Below are 18,435 nucleotides of genomic sequence, written 5' to 3' on the forward strand. Positions count from 1 at the left end.
GGAGCAGGTCGAGCAGGTCGGTCGTCGCTCAGCTCTGGTCGAGCAGGGTCAAGAGTTCTTCGTTGTAGAAGTCGTCGATCGAGATCGCCCCGGAGAGGGTGGAGAAGTACCGGTCGATGTGCTCCTGGTGGCCGACGAGCTTGCGCAGCATGTCCGTGCGCCCCTCGGGCTTGAGTTCGGCCACGTTGAGGGCGCCCTGGTACTGGCTGTGCGCCTCGTTGCCCAGTTCGTTCTCGTAGCGGCGCAGGGCGCGCCGGAGCGCGGCGTCCTCGTGCAGTGCGTCCCCGACGAGGTCGGTGAGGGACTGGGCCTGGACGAAGGCCTCGGTGATCCCGCGGGCGGTGATGGAGTCCTTGTGGTTGACCGCGTCGCCGACCAGGACCCAGCCGGGCCCGTAGGCCTTGCGGAAGAAGTTCTCCTGGTGGCCGGTGCCGTACATCTGCTCCTCGCGGCGGCCGCCGCGCATCCGCTCGTACAGGTCGGGGGCGGTGCTGCGGACGGCTTCGAGGTAGGCGGGCTCGACGTCCTTGCGGACCTGGTTGTAGTCGGCCTGCGGGAAGTACGTCATGATCAGCTTGAGGTCGTCGTTGGTGGGCACGGCGGCGACCCAGCGCCCCGGCCGCTCGTACAGCTCGAAGCTGGAGGGGACGCCCGACCAGTAGCTGTAGTAGACGCAGGTGGCCCGGGGGTGCTCGATGGTGTAGGGGGCGCCGGCCTTGCGGGCCACGAGCGAGCGCATGCCGTCGGCGCCGACGACCAGGCGCGCGCGGGCCGTGGCCTCGGCGCCGCCGGGGGTGGAGTAGCGCACGCCGGTGACCCGGTCGTCCTCCCAGAGCAGGTCGCCCACCGCGCAGCCCTCCCGGAACTCGACCCCGGCCTCGACGGCGCCGGCCGCGAGGATCGGGTCGAGCACGTAGCGCCGGGGCGCGTACGTGGTGGTCAGGCCGTCCATCGGGAGGGAGAACCCGTCGATGCGGACGCCGGGGCCCTCGTAGCGCTCGTGGGTGATGGGCGTGGCGCCCGACGCGCGGATCCGGTCGAGCAGTCCCCACCGGTTGAGCAGGGCGACGCCCTGCATGTGGAGGTAGTGCGAGGAGAGGGTGTCCTGCGGGAAGCGGGCCTTCTCCAGCAGCAGGACGCGGTAGCCGCGCCGGGCGAACAGCATGGCGGTCGGCGAGCCCGCGCAGCGCGCCCCGATGACGATGACGTCGTAGTCGTCCATGGTCCGGGCCCCCTACCGGTGGGATTCGATGTAGGCGGAGATCGACGCGATCGTCGGGTTGAGGAACATCTGGTCCATGGGGACCTCGGCGCCGAGCTCCTCGATGTAGGCGCCCTGGATCTTGGTCATGATCAGGGACTGGCCGCCCAGGGCGAAGAAGTCGTCGTCGGGACCTATGTCCTCGCGCTCGAACTCCCGGCACCAGATGGCGCGGACACCGTCGGCAATCATCACTGTCCTCTCGCTGCCGCGTCGGCGAGCGCCGCGCGGTCCACTTTTCCGTGCGGGCTGAGGGGGATCCGCGCGATGTTCGTGAACCTGGCGGGCACCATGGTGCGCGGCAGGTCTTCGAGCAGGCGGGCGCGCAGGTCGTCCTCGGCGAGGTCGGCGCCCGCCGGGACGACGAACGCGGACAGCTCGGCCTCGCCCGCGGCGGTGTGGGTGACCGCCACGGCGGCCTCGCGGACCCCGGCGAGCCGGGCGAGGGCGCGTTCGACGTCGGCGGGGTCGATGCGCATGCCGCGGACCTTGACCTGCGCGTCGATCCGGCCGAGGACGACGAGGTCCCCGTCGGCGTTCACCCGGCCGCGGTCGCCGGTGCGGTACAGGCGCAGCGGCTTCCCGTCGGCCTCGACCGTGGTGAACTTCGCGTTCTCGGGTCCGCTGCCGCCGAGGTAGCCGGCGCCGACGCCGGTGCCGGAGATGAAGATCTCGCCCGGCTCCCCCGGCGCGACACCGCGCAGCCCCTCGTCGAGGAGGTGGATGTCGGTGTTGTACGCCGGGCGGCCGACCGGGGCGACCTCGTGTCCGCCGGGGCGGTACCCGGCGAGGTCGTAGGAGGTCGCGACGTCCGTGCACTCGGCGACCCCGTACTGGTGCAGCAGGGTGCAGGTGTTGCCCTCGCGGCGGGCCCAGTCGGTGAGCCGTTCGGCCTTGAGGGCCTCGCCGCCGAAGAGGACGTAGTCGAGCCGGGTCAGGGCGTCGCCGCCGCGGGCGGTCTCCCAGTCCACCAGCAGGTACAGGGTGCTGGAGGCGCAGTGCACGGTGCGGACGGGGTGCTCGGCCAGCGTGCGGTAGGCGAGCATGGGGTCGAAGTTCCGGCTCGCGGTGAAGTACTGGGTGGCGCCGCAGAACAGCGGGGTCATCAGGGCGCGCTGGGAGAGGTCGAAGCCGAAGGCGCTGACGACCAGGTTGTGCGACCCCTGGTGCAGGCCGTATTCGAGCTGGAGCCAGTTCATCAGGTTGAACCAGCCCTCGTGCCGCACGGCGGTCAGCTTGGGCGTGCCGGTCGAGCCGGAGGTGAAGACCGCGTAGCACAGGTCGTCGCCGGTGACCTCGGTGCCGGGGGAGGTCGCGGGGAGCGCCGCGAGCCGCTCGGCCAGCTCCTCGAAGCCGGTGACCTCGACGGGCGCCTCCTCGACCAGTCCGGCCGTCGCCGGGGAGGCGACGATCAGGGCGAGGTCGGGGACCTGGTCCAGCAGCAGCCGGATCCTGGCGGGCGGGTAGGCCGGGTCGAAGGGGACGTAGGCCGCGCCCGCCTTGAGCGTGCCGAGGACGGCCACGAGCAGGTCGGCCGAGTAGTCCAGGCACACGCCGACCTTCGCGCCCCGCCCCACTCCGCGTGCGGCGAGGTGGTGCGCGAACCGGTTCGCCCGCGCGTCCAGCTCCGCGTACGTGGTCCGTTCGCCGGCCCGGAAGACGGCGACGGCGTCGGGGGTGGCCCGCGCGTGCTCCTCGAACCGTCGGTGCACGACGGGGTCGGGGGGCAGGGCGACCCGCTTTCCCTGAAGGATCATCAACTGGCTCCGGTGTGAGGGGTGTCCGGCGGAACGGGCCGCCGGTCCACCACGGCGGCGGGACCGGCCCACCGCGCGGGCGGGCGGTCCGCGCCGCTAGGCGGACGTGAGGTCGGCGGTCTTCCGGTCGGCGGTCTCCAGCAGCCGGGTCACCCACTTGTCCACGGGCAGGCCGTGTGCGGCGGCCGCCTTGGAGAGGTGTTCGAGCTGGTCGGAGGAGAGCTCGATGGTGAGCTTGGTGACCTTGGTGGCCTGCGGGCGCCGCGCGGCGGCCGCCGGGCCGGCCGGCTGCTCCTCGTTCCCGCCGGCGGGGAGCCCGGCCGCGCCGTTCTGGACGGCGAGGCCCGCGCGGACCGAGCGGCGCAGCTCGTTGCGCGACCACTTCTGCTGCTCGGCCCGGCGCAGCCAGTAGTCCTGCTCCGGCGGGGCCAGGCGGGCCACCTCGGCGTGGTGGGCGAAGCTGAGGGCGTCGCGCCTGCGGTGGTGATCGAACCGCCGGGCCACCCACGCGTAGTTGCGCAGGGTCTGGTAGTCGAGCCCGGTGCGCTCGATGGCCTCCTTGTAGCGCCGCCATCCGTAGGCGGCCTCGCCGAAGCGGAGCCAGTCGGCGAGCCACCAGGCCGAGGAGTTCCCGAGCTCGCGCAGGTTGGTCCCGATCTGTTCCCAGGACCGCTCCGGCAGGTTCGCCGGGAGGATCATCCCCGTCTTGCGCACTTCGGCCTGTGGTCCCACGAAGGACAGGACCACATCGCCTTGGGCGGGCCCGCCTCCGTGGCCCGCCGGACGGGCCCGGTGACTGCCCGCGGTTCTCGCAGCGCCGCTCACGATCTTCATCCCCCAACTCAGAGTGTGTGCCGGCCGGCGTGTCTCAGTCGGCCGCCATGGCCTCGCGCAGGCTGCGGGGGCGCAGGTCGGTCCAGTTGCGTTCCACGTATTCCAGGCACGCGGCGCGGTCGGCCTCGCCGAAGACCACCCGCCATCCCGCGGGGACGTCGGCGAAGACCGGCCACAGGGAGTGCTGGTCCTCGTCGTTGACCAGGACGTGGAAGCGACCGTCCCCGTCGTCGAAGGGGTTCGTGCTCACGTGAGACTTCCTTAACTGTCATGGGGCGACCAGGGAAGAAGGCCCCGTCGGGCCGAAGGTGTGGGAGGGCGCGCGCCGGATGCGCCGGTCGGCGTCGTTCTGGAGGGCGCCCATGCGCTCCGGTTCGAGCGGTGGGTGCGGCGTACGGGCCGTGCGGGCGGGACCTCGGATCCGTTCGGACCGGGCTTCCCGCAGCTGCCGGTCCGACTCGGCGCCCACTGTAGCCACAGCCCTTTTGAGACACGGTCGAGTCCCGCTCGCAAGGCCGGACAGCGGGCTTCCGGGGGCGCCCGGGGCAGGGCCGGGCCGGGGCCGGGGCGGGGCCGGGGCGGGCCCCGGGGCCGGGCCCGGGCCGCGGCGCCTGAGGATCGCCTGAGAGCCGCCACACCCGCGGCACAGGCCACCTGATGCGCGCACCCCGCCGGGCGGCCACAGCCCTATGGTGCGGGGGTGCGCGGCCCGACCGAGGGAGAGAGATGGACAGCACACGTCCCACCTTGCGCTTGTTCGTCCTGCACCACGCGGGCGGATCCCATCTGCCGTACCGCCGCTGGCCCGCCGGACTGCCGGACTCCTGGGACGTACGGCTGCTCGACGCCCCGGGCCACGGCTTCCTCCTCGACCTCCCGCCGCTGGACGACGCGGGCCGCCTCGCCGATTTCCTGCTGGACCGCGTCGAGTCCGAACTCACGTGCCCGTATGCCCTTTTCGGCCACAGTATGGGGGCACTCGTGGCATACGAGATGACCCGCCGGGCCGCCGGGCGGGGCCTGCCGGCGCCCGTGTGGGTCGGGGTCTCCGCGCGCACCGCGCCGCAGCCCGCGGGTCCGGCGGAGCCGTACCACGAGCTGCCCGACGCCGAGCTGCGCAGGCGGCTGAACCTGCTGGGCGGGACGCCCGACGGGATCTTCGACGACCCCGACCTGTGGTCGGTGTTCGAGCCGGTCATCCGGGCCGACCTGCGCCTGGTGGAGGAGTGGCGCCCCGATCCCGGGGCGGCCCCGCTGCCGGTGGCGCTCTCCGCGTACGCGGGCGCGGGCGACGCGCACGCCTCGCCGGCGCGGATGGCCGGCTGGGAGGCCTACACGGAACGGTTCCTGGGCCTGCGGGTCCTGGACGGCGGCCACTTCTACTTCCAGGACGACCCGCGCCCGCTGCTGCGGCGGATCGAACGGGACGCGAGCGCCGCGCTGGACGCGGCGGGCGCGGCGCGCTCCCGCTGACCCTTGCGTTGCCCGCCCGTGCGAGGAGAAGACATGCAGTTCCGCATTCTCGGTCTGGTGGAGGTCCGGGACGAAGAGGCCGGCCTGCACCTCCTGCCCACGGGCGCCAAACAGCGGGCGCTGCTGGGGGCGTTGGTGGTGAGGGCCGGGCACCACGTGTCCGTACGGCAGCTCATCGACGAGCTGTGGGGCGAGGAGCCGCCCGTCAACGCGGAGAACGCGCTCCAGGTGCACGTGGCCCGGCTGCGCCGGCTGCTGTCCGGGCCGGAGGGCGGCCGGGACGCCGACCGGGGGGCCGACCGGGGGGCGCGCCGGCCGTGGATCGTGACGACCTCGCGGGGCTACACCCTGCGGCAGGGCCCCGTCGAGACGGACGCGGCGTGCTTCCAGCAGCTCACGGACACCGCCCGGCGGATCCTGCACGAGGACCCGGGGCGGGCCGGTGAGCTGCTGCGCCGCGCCCTGTCGCTGTGGCGCGGCCCGGCCCTGGAGGGCAGTGTGCTCGGCGGCATCTGCGCGGGGCGGGCGGCGCAGCTGGAGGAGCACCGGCTGACCGCGCTGGAGATGATGTACGACGCCTACCTGCGCACCGGGCGGCACGGCGAGATCACCGGCGAGCTGATGGTGCTCACCACCGACCACCCCATGCGGGAGCGGTTCTACGACCTGCTGATGGTCGCCTTCTACCGCTGCGGCCGGCAGGCGGAGGCGCTGCGCGTGTACGAGCGGGCGCGGCACCGGATGGTGCACGACCTCGGGGTCGAGCCGGGTCCCGCCCTGCGCCGCCTGATGCAGGCGATCCTCCAGCACGACCCGGCCCTGGGCCCGGAGGCCCGCTCCCTCCCGTCCGGCCCGCCGCCTCTGACTCCGGTTCCGGCTCCCGCTGAGGCGGTGCCCGCGGCGGCGGGGGAGGCGGCGGTGCTGCCGCTGATGGAGGAGATCGCCCGGCTGCAGGGCCGGATCGAGCGGCTCCAGCAGGAGCAGCATCAACTCCTGTGCAGGTTCGAGGAGTTGACCGGAGGGACCCCGGCGCCGCGGGTGACTGCCTGAGGAGCTAGGAGGCGGGCGGGCAGTACTCGGCGTTCACGATGGGGAGGATGGTCTCCGCGCCCCAGTTGGCGTTGTAGTTGAACGTCAGCTGGTGGCGGGCGTCCTCGGTGAAGGCGGCCAGGGAGATCCAGCCCAGCGCGCCGCCGTCGTGGTACCAGATGGTGGTGCCGCAGCCCAGGGTGAGCCGTTCGACGCCCAGTCCGTAGGACGCGCCCGGGAAGTCGGGGTTGTCGACGGTGGTCTTCATCTCCTTGAGCTGCTGCGGCGGCAGCAGGCGCCCGCGCATCAGGGCCTCGTAGAACCGGTTCAGGTCGGCCGTGCTGGAGATGATGTCGCCGTTGCCCCAGCTCTGCGAGGGGTTCGCCTCGGTGACGTCGTCGATCCGGTCGGGCCGGTCGGCGAAGAGCCGGGAGTAGCCGCGGGCGCTGGGCCGGGGCAGCAGGGAGTTCGTGCCGGGGTTGGAGGTCGCCTTGAGGTCCAGGGGCTCGATGACGCGCCGGCGCACCTCCTCCGCGTAGGGCCGGCCGGCGGCCTTCTCCAGGACGAGTGCGGCCAGCACGTCGTTGGTGTTGGAGTACCAGTGGCGGGCGCCGGGCCGGAAGGGCGGCTCGTGGGAGAGGGCCACCTTCACGCGCTGCTCGGGCGTCAGGGTGTCGTAGCGGTGCTGGAGGAAGCCGTCGCCGGCCAGGTACGTCGCGGCGTACTGCGGGTCGGCGAGGAAGTCGTAGAGGCCGCTGGTGTGGTTGAGGAGCTGGCGTACGGTGATGGCCCGGCCGTCGTTGCCGTTGCCGGTCACCAGGCCGGGCAGGAACCGTTCCACGCTGTCGTCGAGGCTCAGCTTCCCCTCCGCCTCCATCTGGAGGAGGGCGGTGGCGACGAAGGTGTTGGTGATGCCGCCGATCCGGAAGCGGTCGTTCTTGGTGCGCGCCGCCCCCGTCTGCCGGTCGCCGACGCCGGCCGCGGTCTTCCACACTCCTCCGGCGTCCCGCACCTCGGCGGCGACACCGGGGACGCCGGCGGCGACGGCCGCCTCGATCGCGCGCTGCGTCGCCTGGTGGCCGGCCGCCGGGGGTGCCTCGTCCCGCGCGTGGGCGGACCCCATGAAGGCGGTGGCCAGCAGGGCGGCCGCCGCCGCCGCGACCACCCCGGATCTCGGTCTTCTCCGCATCGTGTTGCCCCTCTCGTGGTTGTCGTCCGTGAAATCCGTGAAGTGCGTGAAGTCCGTGCGGTTCGAACGCTGCTCCGGCCACGCTCCAGCCCGCCCCGCAACAGTTCTGGCCGGTTGTGTACGCCCCTTCTCCTGGAGGCACGATGGCACCACAGGCCGGTCACACCGCTGCGTCGCACGGCAGCCCTGCGGCCCCTCCCCCACAGCCCGCGCCGCACCGGAACCAGGTGCTCACGACCAAGGTCGGCCTCCAGATACCGGCCGGGATCGGCTACGACGAGTGGGAGCGGGCCGGGCACCAGCTCGTCGGCGTCCTCGACTCCTCCTGCTGGTGGCTGGGCGACTGGCTGAAGTACGGCAAGGACCACTACACCGACCGCTACCAGCGCGGGATCCGCGCCGCCGGCCTCTCCTACCAGACCCTGCGCAACTACGCATGGGTCTCCCGGCGCTTCGACCTCTCCCGCCGCCGGCCCGCCCTGAGCTTCCAGCACCACGCCGAGCTGGCCTCGCTGCCCGCCGGGGAGCAGGAACTCTGGCTCGACCGGGCCGAGCAGCGGCAGTGGACCACCAAGCAGCTGCGCGGCGCACTGCGCGCCACGCGCCAGGGCGGGCGGCCGGCCCGTACTCCCGCCGAGCCGAGCCGTCGGCTGGAGGTCCCCGGCAGCCGCGTCCAGTGGTGGCACCGGGCCGCGCAGCAGCAGGGCGTGGACTTCGACCAGTGGGTGATGGCCACCCTGGACAGCGCGGCCGCGAGCGCCCTGGAGGACCAGGCCGAACGGGCGGACCAGGCGGCGGAGAAGATGGAGGCGGTCAGCGCCTGAGGCCCCGGCCCCCGCCCCCTCAGGGCAGGCGGCTCATCAGGCCCGCGGTCTCGCGCTTGTACGTGCACGCGCTCTGCCCGAACGACTCGCGCACCCGCTCGCGCACCTCGTCGGGCTGCTCCTGGCTGAGCTTGAACATGCCCTCGGCGCCGGTCACCGTGAACCGGAAGGCCCCCACGTCGGGCACGATCTTCCTGAAGTAGTCGAGCGAGCCGGTCATGTCCCAGCCGTCCCCGAACGCCCCCTCGAAGGCACGGACGGTGGCCTGCACCACCTCCAGCGTCTCCTCGATCGACTCGATCTTCTCCACCACGCCCCGGACGTGCACCGAGGTGAAGTTCCAGGTCGGAGCCGCCGGGCTCTTGGCGTACACCGTGGGCGAGACGTAGGAGTGCGGGCCGGTGAAGGTCAGCAGCAGGACGCCGCCCGTCTCCAGGGCCGCCCAGTGCGGGTTCGCCCGGTTCATGTGGCCGAGCAGCAGCGCGCCCGGAAGGAGCCCGCCGGGCCGGTCGCCGGAGGTATCGGGATCGAAGATGACCGGGAGGTGGGTGGCGAACGGGCCGTCCTCCGGGCTGCCGTTGGCCACCGCCAGCGCCATGGGATTGTCCCGGACCAGGTCCACCATCCACGAACCGTCCGGTTCACGGTAAAAGCTCGGCACGAACACCCGGATTCACCCTTTCGGCAATTGACTTCTCACGGCTTCTGAAATCCCGGCCGACCATACCGGCGTCCCGTCGGCAGGACAACGATTTCGGCCACCGGACGGCCGGACAAGCCGTCGAACGGCTTTCATGTGCTCTTCGAGTTGCCTCGGCGCACTCTCCGGGCAACACTTCAGAACGGTCTCTCGGGCCACCGGCCGAGTTTTCCAGACGCAAGGGGGAGAATTTCCTATGGGCATAACGGGCAGGCGCGACCAGGAGATCCTCGACGTGGTCGGCATCGGGTTCGGCCCGTCGAACATGTCGCTCGCGATCGCCTTGAAGGAGCACGGGGCGAGCGCCCCGCAGCATCCGGTCAGGTCCCACTTCTTCGAGCGGCAGCCCACGTTCGGCTGGCACCGGAACATGCTGCTGCCGTCGGCGACCATGCAGATCTCGTTCCTCAAGGACCTGGCGACCTTCAGGAACCCGGTGTCCCGGTTCAGCTTCGTCTCGTACCTGCACGCCTCGAACCGGCTGGTCCAGTTCGTGAACAACCAGAGCTTCATCCCGACCCGGCAGGAGTTCCACCAGTACCTGGAGTGGGCGGCCGCCGGCCTGAGCGACCAGGTCAGCTACGGCTGCGAGGTCACCGCGATCCGCCCCGTCACCGGCGCCGGACTCCGGGCCCCCGACCTGCTGGAGGTCGAGGTGCGCTCCGCCGACGGCACGTCCCGGGTGGTCACGGCCCGCAACGTGGTCGTCTCGACGGGGCTGGTGCCGCGCCTGCCGGCGGGCGTGACGGCCGGGGAACGGGTGTGGCACAGCTCGGAGTTCCTGACCCGGTTCAACGCCCAGGACCGGGCCTCCCTCAGGAGCGTGGCGGTGGTCGGCGCCGGGCAGAGCGCGGCCGAAGTCACCCGGTTCTTCCACGACTCGCTGCCCCATGCCCAGGTCACGGCGGTCATCCCGTCCTACGGCTACTCGGTGGCCGACGACACCCCCTTCGCCAACCAGGTGTTCGACCCGGACACGGTGGACGAGTACTACTTCGGCACCGAGGGCGCGCGGGACGCGTTCTGGCGCTACCACCGCAACACCAACTACTCGGTGGTCGACGCCGACGTCATCCGCTCCCTCTACCAGCGCCAGTACGACGAGCAGGTGAGCGGTGTCCAGCGGCTGCACTTCCGCAACCTCACCCGGGTCGACTCGGTGGCGGGCTCCGACAGCGGGGCGCGGGTGGTGCTGCGCTCGCTGCTGGACGACCGCAGGGAGGAGCTGGCCGTGGACGCGCTGGTGTTCGCCAGCGGCTACGACGGCCTGGACCCGGCCCGCCTGCTCGGCGAGGAGTTCGACCGGCACTTCCAGCGGGACGCGGCGGGCCGGCACCGGGTGGAGCGCGACTACCGCCTGGTCGCCACCTCGGGGCTGACCTGCGGGGTCTACCTCCAGGGCGGCACCGAGCACAGCCACGGCCTGACCTCGGCCCTGCTGTCGAACATCGCCATCCGCAGCGGGGAGATCGCCGACTCGATCGTGCTGCGGCGCACCCAGCGGGAGCTGGGGCGCCACGCGGAGGAGACGCCCTCGGCCGCGTGAGTTCCCGGCCGGGCCCCGCCGGAATCCCCGCCGGGGCCATTCCACTCCCATTCGAGCCGTCCACGATCCGCCGGTGAATACGACGGCTCTTCGTCCTCTTCTCCCTTTTCTCCGGCGGGGTGGTGCGGGGAAATTCCGCCGAGACCGATCATGGAATCTCCGGGGAATTCCGTGCGCCCCCCGATCGATCCGTTTCCTCAGTCCCTGCCGCCGACGGCGCGCAGCACGCGGTGGTCGGATACGGCCGGGTCGAGCGGGAGGACCTCGGCCGCGCGGGAGGTGAGGTCCGGGTAGCCGAAGAACACGTAGTCGATCTTCTTCGTGCCGAAGGTGGGCTGCTCGGCGGCGTCGGCCTCGACATAGCCGCCCGAGTAGAAGGGGTCGGTGGAGGGCGTGCGGGGCGCGTGGTTGAAGTCGCCCGCCAGGAGGACGGGCAGGCCCTGTTCCCGCCAGGCGCCGGCCTGCGCGGCGAGCCGGCGCGCCTCGGGGGCGGCGCGGGTGCCGTCGTCCCAGTAGAGGTGCACGGAGCAGGCCCAGTTCTCCAGGCCGTCCAGGACGTTGCGGACGCAGGGCACCCGGATGGGCTCGGACTCCCCGCCGACGGTCAGGTCCAGGTCGGCCGTGGCGGTCACGGTGCCGCGCACCAGGACGGCGTTGCCGTAGGGGTGGCCGCCGCAGACCCGGGGCAGGCGGGAGAGGGTCGGGCCGTAGTGGCCACGGAAGCCCTCGGGGGCCAGCCGGGCGAGGATCGCGTCGTACTGCGGTTGGCAGACCTCCTGGAGGAACAGCTGGTCGGCGCTGCGGCCGGAGGCGGCCGCCTGGGCGACGACGCTGTCGAGGCGCGCCCCGTTGTCGTACGGGGCGGCGGCGCACATGTTGCCGCAGATGTTGTACGTGACCACGCGCAGCGGCGTCCCCGCCGCGGCGACGGCATTGGCCGGGGTCGCGGGCAGGGCCGGGGCGAGCAGGAGGAGGAAGAGGGCGGCGCGCAGGGTGCGGGGGCGGTGGCAGCGCATGGCGGGGCTCCCGGTCGGGCGGACTGCGGGCGGGCGGGGCTGGGCTGTCACCGGTCAGGTCCCCGGCACCGGCCCGCTTACCCCCGCCTCCGGGTGCGCGCCCCCGGCGCGGGACGAACTCCCGCGCGCGGGGCGGGAGTCACGGGGTGACGGCGCGCGGGCCCGGGTTGGCCGGAAGGCGATGTCATTGGATGCGCGGGGCACCGATCGGGTGTTCGAAGACTTCTGATACCTATTCAAGCCATGAACATGATCACTCGCCGGCAGGCGCTGGGGCTCGGCTCCGGTGTGGCCGCAGCCATCGGACTGGCCGCCTGCTCGTCCAAGCCGTCCCCCGCCCCGGCGGCCGGGGCCTCCGGCGCCCCGGGGGCGGCCGGCCCGTCCGGAGCGCCCGTCTCCCTGCCCACCGGCACCATCGACGAGACCTACCAGGGCCACCGCATCCAGATCACCGTGGGCCCGGGCGGCCACCACGGCATGCCGGTGCCCACCGTCAAGATCGACGGCAACGACCTGCACCTCATGCCCAACGCCGACGGCAGCTGGGTCACGGTCGTCAACCACTACGAGACCTTCCCGGACCCCATATCCGCCGCCCGCGCCGCCGTGCGCGAACTCCAGGGCGCCGACCTCGTCCCGTTCATCGCCAAGGAAGCCAAGCTGTGACCGTCCGCAAGAACCAGGCCACCCTCACGCCGGACGAGAAGCGCGCCTTCGTCAACGCGGTCCTCGAGCTGAAGCGGACCGGCGTCTACGACCGGTACGTCAACGCCCACAACTGGTACCTGCTGAACGACTCGGACTTCGGCGACCGGGTGGGCCACCGCTCCCCGTCCTTCCTGCCCTGGCACCGCCGGTTCCTGCTGGACTTCGAGGCGGCGCTCCAGCGGATCGACCGGAACGTCTCACTCCCCTACTGGGACTGGACCGCCGACCGCACGGCCAGCTCCTCGCTGTGGGCGTCGGACTTCATGGGCGGCGCCCGCCGGGGGCGCGACGGCCAGGTGCTCGACGGCCCCTTCGGCTCCGAGGGCGGCAAGTGGGTGCTGTCGGTGGGCGTGGACCGCCGCAGCTACCTGCGGCGCGGCCTCGGTTCGGGGACCCCGCAGCTGCCGACGCGGGCCGACGTGGACTCCGTGATCGCCATCCCGGTGTACGACACCGCCCCCTGGAACAGTGCCTCGGGCGGGTTCCGCAACGCCCTGGAGGGCTGGCGGGGCGTCAACCTGCACAACAGGGTGCACGTGTGGGTCGGCGGCCAGATGACCTCCGCCGCCTCCCCCAACGACCCGGTGTTCTGGCTGCACCACGCCTTCATCGACAAGCTGTGGGCCGAGTGGCAGGCGAAGAACCCGAAGTCGGGCTACCTGCCCGCCAACCGGACGGCGAACGTGGTGGACCTGCGCTCCGTCCTGAGCCCGTGGAACAACGTGACCCCGGCCGACCTGCTCGACCACCACCGGTTCTACACGTTCGACACCGAGGCCGGCGGCCGGCAGCGCTACTAGCGGCCCCTCAGGCCGCACGGGTCATCCGGTTGGCGAAGGTCGAGAGGGTGTAGGCGCCGATGCCGAGCACCACCTCGAGGGCGTTGCGCCGGGTGTACCCGTGCGCCTGGAAGGCCGCCAGTTCCTCGTCGCCCACCGCTCCCGAGGCGGCGAGGACCTGACGGGTGAACCGGCGGACGGCCTCGATCCGCCGGGGGTCCGGCGCCGGGCCGAGACCGGCGAGCTTGGCCTCGTGCAGGTCGACGCAGAGGTGGCACCGGTGGTGCGTGGCGACGGTCAGGATGACGGCTTCGCGGGAATGCGGGTCGAGCGTGGTCGCCTCGAACGTGCGGCTGAGGGTGAGGAAGGCCTCCAGCGTCTCCGGGGAGGTCTCCTTCAGCAGGGCGACGGCGTTGGCGGTGCGGGCGGACATGTCGGTGGCGGTCCCGTTGGACAAGGCGACTCCCGGTAAGATGGACAACATGGTTGACGATGTGGAGAGAAACGTAAACCAGGTTGTCGATCGGGGCAAGGGTGTTTCCGACGGCCCGGGCTTCGAGCTGCCGTTGCTGCTGTTCGGCGGGTTCCGGACGCTGATCGACCGGCTGCACGAGCGGCTCGCGGAGGAGGGTCATCCCGGCCTGCGGCCGGCGTACGGGTTCGCCATGCAGGCCGTCGGCACCGGGGGCGCCACCGCCAGCGAGATCGGGCGGCGCCTCGGCGTCTCCAAGCAGGCCGCGGGCAAGACGGTCGACCGCCTGGTGGCGCTCGGTTACGCCGAGCGCAGGGACGACGCCCTGGACGCGCGCCGCAAGACGGTCCACCTCACCCCGCACGGCCTCGCCGGGCTGCGCCGCTCGGTGGCCGTCTTCGACGAACTGCGCGCGGAGTGGGCCGCCGTCCTCGGCGCGGAGCGCGTCCGGGACATCGAGAACGGCCTGCGCCGGGTCGTCCCCGCCGAGACGGCCTTCCGCCTCGACGCGACCAGCTGGCTGGGCGGTTCCTAGGCGGTGCGCAGGACGGTGCCGCGGCGTTCGAACTCCAGGAGGGTCTCCACGCCGGAGGCGGCCTCCGCGCCGAGTTGGCGTTCCAGGAGCCACAGGGCGGCGTCGATGCCGGAGCTGACGCCGCCCGCGCAGACGAGGTCGCCGTCGTCGACCACGCGGGCGTCGCGGACGTCGTGGCCGAGGTCGCGCAGGTCCTGCTTGGCGCGGACGTGGGTGGTGCAGGGGCGGCCGTCGAGCAGCCCGGCCGCGTGCAGGAGGAAGACGCCGGTGCACACGCCGACCAGGGTGAGGCCGGGCCGGACGGCCCGGCGCAGGGCCTGCGGGAGGGTGCCCTTGTCGATCTCGGCCCAGACCCCGGCCCCGTCGCGCTTGCGGTAGCCGCCGCCGAGGACGAGGACCGCGTCGGCGGAGGACGGGTCCCAGCGGCCCGGTACCTCGATCTGCGTGCCGAAGGCGGCGCGGACGCGGCCCGGGCGGCCGGTGGTGACCAGGGTGGGCACCACCGGCCGGCCGAGGGCCGCGGCGAGGGCGAACACCTCCAGGGGGCCGAAGAGGTCGAGTTCCTCGACGCCGTCGAAGGCGACGAGGTGGACGCGCAGCGGGCCGGCGCCGGGGCCCGCCGACGCGGGCTGGGGCCCGGGGGCGCCGGCCGGTGCGGGGCTCGCCGCCGCCGGGCCCGCGGCGGCCCAGCCGGCCGCGAGGGCCGCGCCGCCGGTGAGGGTGGTCGCGAGTAAGTGCCGTCGGTCGAAGTCGCTCATACCGAGGTGGTCGCGCGACGACGCCGGGAAGTTCCCGTCCCCTCCGCCGCCGGGGGCGGCGGGCGCGGTGCGCGCCCGGGCGGCGGAGGGGGCCTCCGGCGCTCGGGCGCGCGTTCCGTGCAGGGGGGGTCAGGCCGAGTAGTCGTGTTCCGGCTCGGCGCGGTGGGTGGGGTGCGGGGCCGCCGGGCCGCCCTTGGCGATCTGGACCGAGTGCGTCCGGTTCAGCCGCTCACCCTCGACGTCCATGTTCGGCAGCAGCCGGTCGAGCCAGCGCGGCAGCCACCAGGCGGACCGGCCGAGGAGTGCGAACAGGGCCGGGACCAGGGCCATGCGGACCACGAAGGCGTCGAAGAGGACGGCGGTGGCGAGGCTGAAGCCGACCATCTTCACGAAGTCGTTCGTCTCCAGGATGAAGCCGGAGAAGACGCTGGTCATGATGATCGCGGCGGCGCTGACGACCCGCCCGCCGTAGCGGAAGCCGGTGACCACGGCCTCGGTGGGCCGGGCCCCGTGGACGTAGGCCTCCCGCATGCGGGTGACGAGGAAGACCTCGTAGTCCATCGCCAGGCCGAAGACCACGCCGATCATGAAGATCGGCAGGGTGCTCATCACCGGGCCGGGCTGCTCGATGCCGAGGACGTCGGCGAGCCAGCCCCACTGGAAGACGGCCACGACCGCGCCGAGCGCGGCGGAGACCGACAGCAGGAAGCCGAGGGCCGCCTTGAGCGGGACGAGCAGCGAACGGAAGATCAGGACCAGGAGCAGGAAGGCGAGGCCGACGACCAGGCCCAGGTAGGGCAGCATCGCCTCGTCCAGGGTGCGGGAGAAGTCGATGAACAGGGCGGTCTGGCCGGTGACCAGGATCTCCGCCCCCGTCTCCGCCTCGATGGCGCCCGCCATCCCGCGGATGGTCGTGACCAGTTCCTCGGTCCGGTGCTCGGTGGGCCCCGAGGACGGGACCACGTTGAGGACGGCGGTGTCCCCCGCGGGGTTCGGCGTCGCGGGGGTCACTGTGGCCACCCCCGGGACCTTGGCGAGTTCGGTGCCGACCCGCCCCGCCGCGGCGGCCGCGTTCCCGGCCTGGACGGTGACCGTCAGCGGGCCGTTGAACCCGGGCCCGAAGGACTCGGACAGCATGTCGTAGGCCTTGCGCTGGGTGGTGTCCACCGCCATGGTGCCCTCGCCCGGCAGGCCGAGCTGGAGGCTGGCGGCGGGAACGGCGAGGGCGCCGAGGCCGAGCACGCCGACGGCCAGGACCAGCAGGGGGCGGCGTACGACGAACTGCGCCCAGCGGGTGCCGAGGTTGGGCTTGGTCCGGGCGGCCAGCCTGTCGGCCCGGCGCTGGAGCCGTGCGGTGAGCGGCTTGCCCTGGATGGCCCGGCGCTCCAGGCGGGGCATGACCTTGACGGGGGCGAAGCCGAGGAGCGCGGGGACGAGCGTGACCGCGATGAGCACGGCGATGGCGACGGTGCCGGCGGCGGTGAGGCCCATCTTCGTGAGCATCGGCACGTTGACGACGGCGAGGCCGGCGAGCGCGATGATGACGGTGAGGCCGGCGAAGACCACGGCCGAGCCGGCGGTGCCGACGGCGCGGCCGGCGGCGTCGGCGCGCTCACGGCCCTCGGAGATCTCGGCGCGGTAGCGGGAGATGATGAACAGGGCGTAGTCGATGCCGACCGCGAGGCCGATCATCATGGCCAGCGTGGAGGTGGTGGCGGAGAGCCCGAGGGTGCTGCCGAGGGCGGTGACCGCGGCGCTGCCGACGGCCACGCCGATGACGGCGGTGAGCAGCGGCATGCCGGCGGCGACCAGGGAGCCGAAGGTGAGCAGCAGGACCACGGCGGAGACGAGGATGCCGATGCCCTCGGCGCCGCCCATCGCGGCCTCGACCTTGACGGCGTCACCGCCGGCCTCGACGGTCAGGCCGTCGGCCCGGGACTTCTCGAGCACCGCGTCGAGGCCGTCGTGCGCCTCGTCGGTCAGCTTGAGGGCGGGGAGCTTGTACGCGGCCACGGCGTAGGCCGTGGTGCCGTCCTTGCTGACCGTGCCGGTCTTGAAGGGGTCGGAGGCCGAGACGACTCCGGGTGCCTTGGCGAGGGCGGCGACGAGGCCCTCGACCTTGGCCTGCTGCGCGGGGTCGGAGAGCTTCTGCCCGGCGGGCGCGCGGACCACCACGCGGGCGGTGGCGCCGTCCGCGCTCGCGGCCGGGAACTTCTCCTTGAGTACGTCGAAGGCGCGCTGCGACTCCGTGCCCGGCATGGAGAAGGTGTCGGCGGGCGGGGGCGGGGCGGTGGAGGCGGCGAGGCCGACGGCGACGAGGACGGCGAGCCACAGCAGGGTCACCAGGCCCCGCCGCCGGAAGGCGAAGCGGCCCGTCTTGTAGAGGAAGGTGGCCATGGCGCAACAGACTCCCGTGAGTGCGGCGGGGAAGGGGATGAGCGGTCGAGCGGTCCCGGGGGGCACGAGGCCCCATCGATGGCACCACTATGGCACACGAGTGGCACTAGAGGGAGCCATAAAGGTGCAGCATTCAGCTGCCAGTGATGCACCACATGACGCCAAAGGCCCGTGAAACCGGGCAGATGATTCCCGCGGTAACCCCGAAATACCCCTGGATCAAGACAGCTCCAGGCAGGCGCCAGCCTGGCACCACCACGGCTCCAGCGGGCGCGGTGAGCCGATGGTGAGCGGGCGGTGAGCGGCCCGGGCGACCGTGGTCCCCATCGCCGGACCACACGGGTCAGGCCGGTACGAGGAGCAGGCCATGGGCGCACTGAACGGCAAGACGGCACTGGTGACGGGCGGTTCCCGGGGGATCGGCCGGGCGGTGGCACTGCGGCTGGCGGCCGAGGGGGCCCTGGTCGCCGTCCACTACGGCGGCAACGAGCGGGCGGCCCTGGAGACGGTGGCGCTGATCGAGGAGGCGGGCGGCCTCGCCTTCGCGGTGCGCGCCCGGTTCGGGGAGGAGGGGGCGGTGGACGCGCTGTTCGAGGGGCTGACCGCCGGGCTGGGCGGGTGCGGGCTGGACATCCTCGTCAACAACGCGGGCATCGGATCGGGCAGTTCGATCGGCGGGGTCACCGAGGAGGAGTTCGCCCGGCTGCTGGCGGTGAACGTGACCACCCCGCTGTTCGTGGTCCAGCGCGCGCTGCCGCTGCTGAACGACGGCGGGCGGATCGTCAACATGGGCTCGACGGCCAGCCGCATGGCCGTGACCAGCCAGATCGGCTACACCGTCACCAAGGCGGCGCTGGAGGCCATGGCCCCCTCGCTCGCCAACGAACTCGGCCGGCGCGGCATCACGGTGAACACCGTCGCGCCGGGCGCCGTCCGCACCGACATGACCGCCGGCTACACGGCCGTCCCGGAGGTGGTCGCCGCGCTGGAGGGGATCACGGCGCTCGGGCGGCTGGGCGAGCCGGAGGACGTCGCCGACGTGGTGGGGTTCCTGGCGGGGCCGCAGGGGCGGTGGGTGACCGGCCAGACCGTCGACGTCTCCGGCGGCACCTGGCTCGGCCCCCTCGCCTGACCGGCGGACGGGCCGTGGGGTGATC

General features: G+C 72.9%; 19 protein-coding genes. 8 read left to right on the forward strand and 11 right to left on the reverse strand.

Annotation, left to right across the window (positions count from 1 at the left end; translation table 11 throughout):
- Window positions 1–28: 28 nt before the first annotated feature.
- From ACFY0O_RS31630 to ACFY0O_RS31650, 5 genes are all read right to left on the reverse strand, one after another.
- Window positions 29–1,222, reverse strand: coding sequence for an NAD(P)/FAD-dependent oxidoreductase (locus ACFY0O_RS31630; protein ID WP_388953026.1), 1,194 nt, complete (start codon window positions 1,220–1,222; stop codon window positions 29–31).
- A gap of 12 nt (window positions 1,223–1,234) precedes the next feature.
- Window positions 1,235–1,453, reverse strand: coding sequence for a phosphopantetheine-binding protein (locus tag ACFY0O_RS31635; RefSeq protein ID WP_358893387.1), 219 nt, complete (start codon window positions 1,451–1,453; stop codon window positions 1,235–1,237).
- Complete coding sequence (locus ACFY0O_RS31640) at window positions 1,453–3,018, reverse strand: amino acid adenylation domain-containing protein (RefSeq protein WP_388953027.1); 1,566 nt, start codon at window positions 3,016–3,018, stop codon at window positions 1,453–1,455. Before ACFY0O_RS31640 ends, ACFY0O_RS31635 begins: the two co-directional genes overlap by 1 nt.
- A gap of 96 nt (window positions 3,019–3,114) precedes the next feature.
- A complete protein-coding gene (locus ACFY0O_RS31645) occupies window positions 3,115–3,750 on the reverse strand; it encodes an LmbU family transcriptional regulator (RefSeq protein ID WP_388953029.1) in 636 nt (211 codons plus the stop codon).
- A 136-nt stretch (window positions 3,751–3,886) separates the two neighbouring features.
- Window positions 3,887–4,102: an MbtH family protein gene (locus ACFY0O_RS31650; protein WP_079432244.1), complete on the reverse strand. Its 216-nt coding sequence runs from the start codon at window positions 4,100–4,102 to the stop codon at window positions 3,887–3,889.
- A 476-nt stretch (window positions 4,103–4,578) separates the two neighbouring features.
- Here ACFY0O_RS31650 and ACFY0O_RS31655 point away from each other — a divergent pair, with 476 nt between their 5' ends.
- Complete coding sequence (locus ACFY0O_RS31655) at window positions 4,579–5,325, forward strand: thioesterase II family protein (RefSeq protein ID WP_388953032.1); 747 nt, start codon at window positions 4,579–4,581, stop codon at window positions 5,323–5,325.
- Between the two features lie 33 nt (window positions 5,326–5,358).
- Window positions 5,359–6,375 carry a BTAD domain-containing putative transcriptional regulator gene (locus ACFY0O_RS31660; protein ID WP_388953035.1) on the forward strand — a complete coding sequence of 339 codons (1,017 nt, stop codon included), beginning with the start codon at window positions 5,359–5,361 and terminating at the stop codon, window positions 6,373–6,375.
- 4 nt (window positions 6,376–6,379) lie between these two features.
- On the opposite strand, the gene ACFY0O_RS31665 is transcribed toward ACFY0O_RS31660, so the two are convergent.
- Window positions 6,380–7,543, reverse strand: coding sequence for a serine hydrolase domain-containing protein (locus ACFY0O_RS31665; RefSeq protein ID WP_388953037.1), 1,164 nt, complete (start codon window positions 7,541–7,543; stop codon window positions 6,380–6,382).
- A gap of 227 nt (window positions 7,544–7,770) precedes the next feature.
- Between ACFY0O_RS31665 and ACFY0O_RS31670 the strand changes: the two genes are divergently transcribed.
- A complete protein-coding gene (locus ACFY0O_RS31670; RefSeq protein WP_388953040.1) occupies window positions 7,771–8,367 on the forward strand; it encodes an LmbU family transcriptional regulator in 597 nt (198 codons plus the stop codon).
- A gap of 19 nt (window positions 8,368–8,386) precedes the next feature.
- Here ACFY0O_RS31670 and ACFY0O_RS31675 read toward each other — a convergent pair whose 3' ends face one another.
- On the reverse strand, window positions 8,387–9,034 hold the full coding sequence (locus ACFY0O_RS31675; protein WP_388953042.1) for an FMN-binding negative transcriptional regulator: 648 nt from the start codon (window positions 9,032–9,034) through the stop codon (window positions 8,387–8,389).
- 229 nt (window positions 9,035–9,263) lie between these two features.
- On the opposite strand from ACFY0O_RS31675, the gene ACFY0O_RS31680 reads away from it, so the two are divergent.
- Complete coding sequence (locus ACFY0O_RS31680; RefSeq protein ID WP_358893379.1) at window positions 9,264–10,613, forward strand: lysine N(6)-hydroxylase/L-ornithine N(5)-oxygenase family protein; 1,350 nt, start codon at window positions 9,264–9,266, stop codon at window positions 10,611–10,613.
- A 197-nt stretch (window positions 10,614–10,810) separates the two neighbouring features.
- Here ACFY0O_RS31680 and ACFY0O_RS31685 read toward each other — a convergent pair whose 3' ends face one another.
- Window positions 10,811–11,629, reverse strand: coding sequence for an endonuclease/exonuclease/phosphatase family protein (locus tag ACFY0O_RS31685; protein WP_388953044.1), 819 nt, complete (start codon window positions 11,627–11,629; stop codon window positions 10,811–10,813).
- A gap of 243 nt (window positions 11,630–11,872) precedes the next feature.
- Between ACFY0O_RS31685 and ACFY0O_RS31690 the strand changes: the two genes are divergently transcribed.
- Together ACFY0O_RS31690 and ACFY0O_RS31695 are read left to right on the forward strand one after the other, a co-directional pair.
- On the forward strand, window positions 11,873–12,295 hold the full coding sequence (locus tag ACFY0O_RS31690) for a tyrosinase family oxidase copper chaperone (protein ID WP_388953046.1): 423 nt from the start codon (window positions 11,873–11,875) through the stop codon (window positions 12,293–12,295).
- Entirely contained in the window at window positions 12,292–13,137 is an 846-nt protein-coding gene (locus ACFY0O_RS31695; protein ID WP_388953049.1) for a tyrosinase family protein, read from the forward strand. Before ACFY0O_RS31690 ends, ACFY0O_RS31695 begins: the two co-directional genes overlap by 4 nt.
- Before the next feature lie 7 nt (window positions 13,138–13,144).
- On the opposite strand, the gene ACFY0O_RS31700 is transcribed toward ACFY0O_RS31695, so the two are convergent.
- The gene (locus tag ACFY0O_RS31700; RefSeq protein ID WP_388953099.1) at window positions 13,145–13,549 is read right to left on the reverse strand and encodes a carboxymuconolactone decarboxylase family protein; all 405 of its coding nucleotides are present in this window, start codon (window positions 13,547–13,549) and stop codon (window positions 13,145–13,147) included.
- Window positions 13,550–13,598: 49 nt separating this feature from the next.
- Between ACFY0O_RS31700 and ACFY0O_RS31705 the strand changes: the two genes are divergently transcribed.
- Window positions 13,599–14,123, forward strand: a complete 525-nt coding sequence (locus tag ACFY0O_RS31705; RefSeq protein ID WP_388953052.1) for a MarR family winged helix-turn-helix transcriptional regulator — start codon at window positions 13,599–13,601, stop codon at window positions 14,121–14,123.
- Here the strand turns inward: ACFY0O_RS31705 and ACFY0O_RS31710 are convergent.
- Window positions 14,120–14,881, reverse strand: coding sequence for a DJ-1/PfpI family protein (locus ACFY0O_RS31710; RefSeq protein ID WP_388953054.1), 762 nt, complete (start codon window positions 14,879–14,881; stop codon window positions 14,120–14,122). The genes ACFY0O_RS31705 and ACFY0O_RS31710 overlap by 4 nt on opposite strands.
- A gap of 129 nt (window positions 14,882–15,010) precedes the next feature.
- Window positions 15,011–17,278, reverse strand: coding sequence for an MMPL family transporter (locus ACFY0O_RS31715; RefSeq protein ID WP_388953056.1), 2,268 nt, complete (start codon window positions 17,276–17,278; stop codon window positions 15,011–15,013).
- Window positions 17,279–17,645: 367 nt separating this feature from the next.
- Between ACFY0O_RS31715 and ACFY0O_RS31720 the strand changes: the two genes are divergently transcribed.
- Window positions 17,646–18,410, forward strand: a complete 765-nt coding sequence (locus tag ACFY0O_RS31720; RefSeq protein WP_388953059.1) for an SDR family NAD(P)-dependent oxidoreductase — start codon at window positions 17,646–17,648, stop codon at window positions 18,408–18,410.
- Window positions 18,411–18,435: the final 25 nt, after the last annotated feature.

It is taken from the genome of Streptomyces sp. NPDC001594 (assembly GCF_042893675.1).
Taxonomy (GTDB): domain Bacteria; phylum Actinomycetota; class Actinomycetes; order Streptomycetales; family Streptomycetaceae; genus Streptomyces.

What these genes read in the sequence shown, in the direction of transcription:
- ACFY0O_RS31630 (WP_388953026.1), bottom strand. Translation starts at nt 1,222, where the DNA reads ATGGACGACTACGACGTCATCGTCATCGGGGCGCGCTGCGCGGGCTCG.
- ACFY0O_RS31635 (WP_358893387.1), bottom strand. Translation starts at nt 1,453, where the DNA reads ATGATTGCCGACGGTGTCCGCGCCATCTGGTGCCGGGAGTTCGAGCGC.
- ACFY0O_RS31640 (WP_388953027.1), bottom strand. Translation starts at nt 3,018, where the DNA reads ATGATCCTTCAGGGAAAGCGGGTCGCCCTGCCCCCCGACCCCGTCGTG.
- ACFY0O_RS31655 (WP_388953032.1), top strand. Translation starts at nt 4,579, where the DNA reads ATGGACAGCACACGTCCCACCTTGCGCTTGTTCGTCCTGCACCACGCG.
- ACFY0O_RS31660 (WP_388953035.1), top strand. Translation starts at nt 5,359, where the DNA reads ATGCAGTTCCGCATTCTCGGTCTGGTGGAGGTCCGGGACGAAGAGGCC.
- ACFY0O_RS31665 (WP_388953037.1), bottom strand. Translation starts at nt 7,543, where the DNA reads ATGCGGAGAAGACCGAGATCCGGGGTGGTCGCGGCGGCGGCGGCCGCC.
- ACFY0O_RS31680 (WP_358893379.1), top strand. Translation starts at nt 9,264, where the DNA reads ATGGGCATAACGGGCAGGCGCGACCAGGAGATCCTCGACGTGGTCGGC.
- ACFY0O_RS31685 (WP_388953044.1), bottom strand. Translation starts at nt 11,629, where the DNA reads ATGCGCTGCCACCGCCCCCGCACCCTGCGCGCCGCCCTCTTCCTCCTC.
- ACFY0O_RS31690 (WP_388953046.1), top strand. Translation starts at nt 11,873, where the DNA reads ATGAACATGATCACTCGCCGGCAGGCGCTGGGGCTCGGCTCCGGTGTG.
- ACFY0O_RS31700 (WP_388953099.1), bottom strand. Translation starts at nt 13,549, where the DNA reads ATGTCCGCCCGCACCGCCAACGCCGTCGCCCTGCTGAAGGAGACCTCC.
- ACFY0O_RS31705 (WP_388953052.1), top strand. Translation starts at nt 13,599, where the DNA reads ATGGTTGACGATGTGGAGAGAAACGTAAACCAGGTTGTCGATCGGGGC.
- ACFY0O_RS31710 (WP_388953054.1), bottom strand. Translation starts at nt 14,881, where the DNA reads ATGAGCGACTTCGACCGACGGCACTTACTCGCGACCACCCTCACCGGC.
- ACFY0O_RS31715 (WP_388953056.1), bottom strand. Translation starts at nt 17,278, where the DNA reads ATGGCCACCTTCCTCTACAAGACGGGCCGCTTCGCCTTCCGGCGGCGG.
- ACFY0O_RS31720 (WP_388953059.1), top strand. Translation starts at nt 17,646, where the DNA reads ATGGGCGCACTGAACGGCAAGACGGCACTGGTGACGGGCGGTTCCCGG.